This window comes from uncultured Campylobacter sp., from assembly GCF_938030785.1.
Lineage (GTDB): Bacteria > Campylobacterota > Campylobacteria > Campylobacterales > Campylobacteraceae > Campylobacter_B.
The window spans coordinates 1-4,232 of record NZ_CALHIK010000039.1 but is presented as its reverse complement, the minus strand read 5'-3'; the positions used below and the strand labels follow the sequence as shown (position 1 = coordinate 4,232).

At 50.3% G+C, this 4,232-nt stretch carries 5 protein-coding genes; 3 read left to right on the top strand and 2 right to left on the bottom strand.

The features are described 5' to 3' along the window. Both Q0438_RS02035 and dcd read right to left on the bottom strand, forming a co-directional pair. The coding region (locus Q0438_RS02035) for a toprim domain-containing protein (protein WP_299186769.1) at nt 1-554 on the bottom strand (554 nt) is incomplete at its 3' end. Nucleotides 555-557: 3 nt separating this feature from the next. Then, nucleotides 558-1,121, bottom strand: a complete 564-nt coding sequence (gene dcd, locus Q0438_RS02030; RefSeq protein WP_005871523.1) for a dCTP deaminase — start codon at nt 1,119-1,121, stop codon at nt 558-560. Nucleotides 1,122-1,237: 116 nt separating this feature from the next. Here dcd and Q0438_RS02025 point away from each other — a divergent pair, with 116 nt between their 5' ends. The 3 genes from Q0438_RS02025 to Q0438_RS02015 all read left to right on the top strand — a co-directional run bounded on the left by Q0438_RS02025 (nt 1,238) and on the right by Q0438_RS02015 (nt 4,175). Then, nucleotides 1,238-2,287: a type II asparaginase gene (locus Q0438_RS02025; protein ID WP_299186767.1), complete on the top strand. Its 1,050-nt coding sequence runs from the start codon at nt 1,238-1,240 to the stop codon at nt 2,285-2,287. A 95-nt stretch (nt 2,288-2,382) separates the two neighbouring features. Beyond that, a complete protein-coding gene (gene accB, locus Q0438_RS02020; protein WP_299186765.1) occupies nt 2,383-2,841 on the top strand; it encodes an acetyl-CoA carboxylase biotin carboxyl carrier protein in 459 nt (152 codons plus the stop codon). Next, entirely contained in the window at nt 2,838-4,175 is a 1,338-nt protein-coding gene (locus tag Q0438_RS02015) for an acetyl-CoA carboxylase biotin carboxylase subunit (RefSeq protein WP_299186763.1), read from the top strand. Before accB ends, Q0438_RS02015 begins: the two co-directional genes overlap by 4 nt. The last annotated feature ends 57 nt before the right edge of the window (nt 4,176-4,232 follow it).

Below are 4,232 nucleotides of genomic sequence, written 5' to 3'. Positions count from 1 at the left end.
AAATTTAAAATTTCGCGCTCGCGATCGACGACAATCTTAAGCGCGGCGCTTTGGACGCGACCCGCGCTTAAGCCGCGCTGGATCTTTAAATTTAAAAGCGGGCTTAGCTTGTAGCCCACGATGCGATCGAGCAGGCGGCGCGCTTGTTGGGCGTTTACGCTTGCGATATTGAGCTTGCGCGGCGAGCTTAGCGCGTTTGAGATCGCGCTTTTGGTGATCTCGTGAAATACGATGCGCGGCAGATCCTCCGCTTGCTTGCCGATCGAAGCGGCGATATGATAGGCGATCGCCTCGCCCTCGCGGTCCTCGTCCGTCGCGAGATAAATTTGATCCGCCTTTTTGGCGAGCGTCTTTATCTGCTTTACGATCTGATCGTGATCGGCGCTGATTTCGTATTCGGGCTCGAAGCTTTTATCTTTGATTTTAATGCCGAATTTTTTCTGCGGCAGATCGCGGATATGTCCTTTTGAAGCGACGACGTCGTAGTCATCGCCTAAGAATTTTTTAATCGTTTTGGCTTTTGCGGGGGATTCTACGATGATTAAATTTTTCATTGTTTAATCCTTCAGAATTCTAGGCAGCGTGATGCCTTTTTGGCTTTGGTATTTGCCCTTTTTATCGCAGTAGCTCACCTCGCACGGCTCGTCTCCTTGCAGAAACAAAACTTGCGCGATCCCTTCGTTCGCGTAAATTTTTGCAGGCAGCGGCGTGGTGTTGGAAATTTCAATCGTGATGTGTCCTTCAAAGCCCGGCTCAAAGGGCGTTACGTTTACGATGATGCCGCAGCGGGCGTAGGTGCTTTTACCGAGGCAGATCGCAAGTACGTCGCGCGGCATTTTGAAGTATTCGATAGTGCGCGCTAGAGCGAAGGAATTCGGCGGCACGATGCAGACATCGCCCTCAAAATCCACAACGTTTTTTGCGTCGAAATTTTTAGGATCGACGACCGTTCCGCCGACGTTTGTAAAAATTTTAAATTCGCGCGCTACGCGTATGTCGTATCCGTAGCTCGAAAGTCCGTAGCTAACGACGCCGCGGCCGATATTTTCTTCGCAAAAGGGCGCTATCATATCGTGCTGCTGCGACATCTGTCTGATCCATTTATCGCTTTTCAGTCCCATAAAATTTCCTTAAAATAATCAAAATTTTTCGCGCATTATAGCAGCAAAACATAATATTTAACAAATTTTGTGCTAGAATGAGCCCTAGTTTAGTTTGTTTTTGCAAGGGAGAAATTATGAATCTTTTTAGTAAATTTACGCTGGCGGCGCTTTTTATAGCATCTTCTTTAGCGGCGGCAAAACCCAATATCTATATCTTGGCTACCGGCGGCACGATTGCGGGAAGCGGGCAGAGCGAGCTTAGCGGCGATTATAAGTCTGGGGCGAAGAGCGTGGACGAGCTTTTGGCGGCGGTGCCGCAGATAAACGATATCGCCACGATCAAAGGCGAGCAAATTTCAAATATCGGCTCGCAGGAGATGAATGATGAAATTTGGCTCAAGCTCGCAAACCGCGTGAGCGAGCTGCTTACTAAAAACGACGTCGATGGAGTCGTCATAATGCACGGAACCGATACGATGGAGGAAACGGCGTATTTTTTAAGCCTAGTCATAAAATCCAAAAAACCGATCGTTCTCGTGGGCTCGATGAGACCCTCTACGTCGATGAGCGCGGACGGCCCCTTGAATATCTATAACGCCGTCAGCGTCGCGGCAGATAAAAACGCTCGCGAAAAGGGCGCTCTTGTGGTGATGAACGACGAGATCCATGCCGCGCGAGAGGTTACGAAAGCAAATACCACCAATGTCGCTACTTTTATTTCGCCGAATTCCGGCAAGATCGGCACCGTGAATTACGGAGTCGTAAATTTCTATATGGCGCCGCTTCGCAAACACACGATAAGCAGCGATTTTAATATCAAAGATATCAAGGCTCTGCCGCGTGTCGATATTATCTACGCACATCCGCAAGACGTGGGCGATTTCGTAGAGACTGCCGTGCAAAAGGGCGCTAAGGGTATCGTAGTCGCCGGCATGGGAAATGGAAATTTATACCCCGATACGGAGGCTACGCTTGCAAAAGCTAGCGAAGCGGGCGTGATAGTCGTGCGCTCAAGCCGCACCGGTAGCGGCTCAACTAGCGTAGGCTCAGAGGTGGACGACGCTAAGCTCGGCTTTTTAACCGCCGATAATCTAAATCCGCAAAAGGCTCGCGTGCTACTGATGCTGGCTCTTAGCAAGTCTAGCGACAAAGCCAAGATCAAAGAATTCTTCGCTACCCATTAAATTTAAAGGCGCCGCGAGCGCCTTTAAAAATTCGTTTAAAGAAACAATTATAAAAATTTAGCTAAAATTTCGCAAAATTTTTTAGGAGAAAATTTATGACAAAAGCAGAAATCAAAGAGTTAATGGACTTTTTCGGCGAGAAACAAGGCATTAACGAGCTAAAAATTAAAGATAAAGATTTTGAAATCGAGATAAAAAAATACGGCGCGAACGCTCCTGCGGCCGCGCAAGCCCAGGCTGCGATGCCTGCGCCTCAGATGACGATCGTCGCGCCGAGCGTTGCGCATAGTGAAAAGCCCGTAAGCAAGGGCTCGATGGATACGATCGACAGCCCGATGGTGGGTACTTTTTATAAGGCGCCGAGCCCCGGTGCGACGGAGTTCGTAAGCGTAGGTCAGGTCGTGCATAAGGGTGATACTATCGGTATAATCGAAGCGATGAAGATTATGAATGAGATCGAGGCGGAGTTTGACTGCCGTATCAAAAAAGCCCTCGTCGAGGATGGACAGCCCGTCGAATACGCTATGGCGCTGTTTGAGGTCGAGAAGCTATGAGAGAGCTTAAAAAGATCCTCATTGCAAACCGCGGCGAGATCGCCCTGCGCGCGCTTCGCACGATTCAAGAGATGGGTAAACAGGCTATCGTCGTGCACTCTACCGCCGACAAAGACGCGCTTTACGTAAAATACGCCGACGCGTCGGTCTGTATCGGCGGACCGCGCAGCAGCGATAGCTACCTAAATATCCCCGCAATCATCACGGCCTGCGAGCTAACGGAAGCCGACGCGATCTTTCCTGGATACGGCTTTTTGAGCGAAAGTCAAAATTTCGTCGAAATTTGCGCCAAACACGGCATTAAATTTATCGGCCCGAGCGTCGAGGCGATGACCTTGATGAGCGATAAAAGCAAAGCAAAGCAAGTAATGATGCGCGCAGGCATCCCCGTAGTGCCAGGCAGCGACGGCGCTATCGCAAGCGTCGAGGAGGCGCGCAAGCTAGCCGCTAAAATCGGCTATCCCGTCATCATTAAAGCCGCAGCCGGCGGCGGCGGACGCGGAATGCGCATAGTCGAGCGCGAAGAGGATATCGAAAAGCTCTTCTGGTCTGCCGAGAGCGAAGCGATGAGCGCGTTCGGCGACGGCACGATGTATATGGAAAAATATATCACAAATCCGCGCCACATCGAGGTTCAGGTCCTGGGCGACGAGCACGGCCGCGTCGTGCATATCGGCGAGCGCGACTGCTCGATGCAGCGCCGCCACCAAAAGCTAATCGAAGAAAGCCCTGCCGTGATCCTGGACGAGGAGACGCGCAAGAGCCTGCTCGAAACTGCGGTTCGCGCCGCTAAGGCGATCGGATACGCAAGCGCTGGAACGTTTGAGTTTTTGTACGACAGCAAGGATAAAAAATTCTATTTCATCGAGATGAATACTCGCTTGCAGGTTGAACACACCGTAAGCGAGATGAGAAGCGGGCTTGATCTGATCGAGTGGATGATCCGCATCGCGCAGGGCGAGAAGCTGTTGCCTCAAAGCGAGATAAAATTTAGCGGACACGCGCTTGAGTGCCGCATCACCGCCGAGGACTCTAAAAGCTTTATGCCAAATCCGGGCAAAATCACAAAATACGTCGCTCCGGGCGGCAGAAATGTGCGTATGGATAGCCACGTCTATGAGGGCTACTCGGTGCCGCCTTACTATGACAGCATGATCGGCAAGCTTATCGTCCACGACAGGGACCGCGAGCGCGCGATCGCGAAGATGAAGGTTGCACTCGGCGAACTTATCATCGGCGGCATAAAATCGACGCGCGATTTTCACCTGATGATGATGAACAACCCCGATTTCTTGAGCAACAACTACGATACCAACTACCTAGCCAAGCATTAAATTTAAAATTCCAAGGGATGAAATTCTCTTGGAATTTTAAAATTTATTTGAAATTCT